This is a genomic window from Streptomyces sp. MB09-02B (assembly GCF_033794485.1).
Taxonomy (GTDB): domain Bacteria; phylum Actinomycetota; class Actinomycetes; order Streptomycetales; family Streptomycetaceae; genus Streptomyces.
The window spans coordinates 1-1,404 of the sequence record NZ_JARGEE010000852.1 but is presented as its reverse complement, the minus strand read 5'-3'; the positions used below and the strand labels follow the sequence as shown (position 1 = coordinate 1,404).

Annotated in this window: 1 protein-coding gene and 1 pseudogene; both read right to left on the bottom strand. The window is 67.5% G+C overall.

Features of this window, described 5'->3' with window-relative positions; all coding sequences use genetic code 11:
- Window positions 1–596, bottom strand: a pseudogene (locus P1P70_RS44620) (MFS transporter); the annotation flags it as partial.
- A gap of 54 nt (window positions 597–650) precedes the next feature.
- A complete protein-coding gene (locus P1P70_RS44615; protein WP_319248211.1) occupies window positions 651–1,295 on the bottom strand; it encodes an HAD family hydrolase in 645 nt (214 codons plus the stop codon).
- Window positions 1,296–1,404 lie beyond the last annotated feature (109 nt).

Here is a 1,404-nt window from a genome sequence, read left to right as displayed (position 1 = left end):
GCCTCGGCCCGGGCTGCCTCCTCCTTCGCCGCCTCCGGCCCCGCGTCGACGTACCACCGGCTCCCGACCAGCGCCGCCGGCAACAGCACGGCCACCACAGGCAGATACGACACCAGCAGCGCAAGATCCCAGTGCGCCCCCACCCACGCCAGCGAGGCCCCGGCTATCCCGCCCAGGCTGTACACCGCGTGGAAGCCGAGCATGATGCTCCGCCCGTACGACCGCTGCAGGCTCACCCCGAGCATGTTCATCGACGCGTCGAGCGCCCCGACCGCCAGCCCGAAGGCCGCCATCGCGGCACCGAGCACGACCATCTGCTCGCCGGCGCCCACCCCGAGCAGGGCCAGGAGCACGACGGGCTGGGACCACCGCAGCACCAGGCTCGGCGGCACCTTCTTCACGAGGTGCTCGGTGCAGACGCTGCCGACCCCGGCGAGGATCGGCACGGCGGCGAGGAAGGCGGGCAACAGCGCGTCGGAGACCCCGTATCGGTCCTGGATGGCCGGAATCCGCGTCACGAGCAGCGCGAAGGCGACACCCTGGGCGAAGAAGCTGAACGCCAACGCGGCCCTACCGCGCCGCAGCACATCTGTCATGGCGGCACAGTAGGGGCCACGACCTACCCATGGGTAGAGGAAGTTGAATACTGCTCAACTCAGCAGATCGAGCAGCTCTTCCATGTCCGAAAAGTACCCCTTGGCTCCGACGAGCTTGTCGGCGGGCGTCATCGCCGTGAACCCGTACACATCCATCCCGGCCGACACACCGGCCCGTACCCCGGCGGGACTGTCCTCGACCACCACGCACCTCTCCGGCGCCACTCCCATTCGTGCGGCCGCGTACAGGAACAGATCGGGCTCCGGCTTCCCTCGCCCCACGTCCTGCGCACTGAAGACGAGCCCGGGTCCGAACCACCGGTCCAGCCCGGTCGTCCGATGCCCCACCCTGATCCGCTCATGACTCCCGGACGAGGCCACGCAGAACGGCACGTCGTCGGCAACGAACTTCTCCAGCACCTCCACGACAGCCGGAACAGGCTTCAACTCCCGCTCGAACGCGGCGAAGACCCGGCTGTGGAAGACATCGTCGAAGTCCTCCGGCAACGGCCGGCCCGTCCGCTCCAGCACGAGCTCGTGCACCCGGTGCATCGCCGACCCCATGTAATCCCGAATGGACTCCTCGTACGAGGTCGGGTGCCCCAACTCCGTCAGAAAGGCCGCCAGCAGCCGGTTGGAGATCGACTCACTGTCGACGAGAACACCGTCATTGTCGAAGATCACGAGGTCATAGCGCATGGCTCGACCCTAAACGCAGAAAACCCCTGCCGGTCACCCGGCAGGGGTTTTCTCAATATTTGTTCGGCGGCGTCCTACTCTCCCACAGGGTCCCCCCTGCAGTACCATC

Coding starts and splice junctions, on each gene's coding strand:
- P1P70_RS44615 (WP_319248211.1), bottom strand. CDS start 1,295: ATGCGCTATGACCTCGTGATCTTCGACAATGACGGTGTTCTCGTCGAC.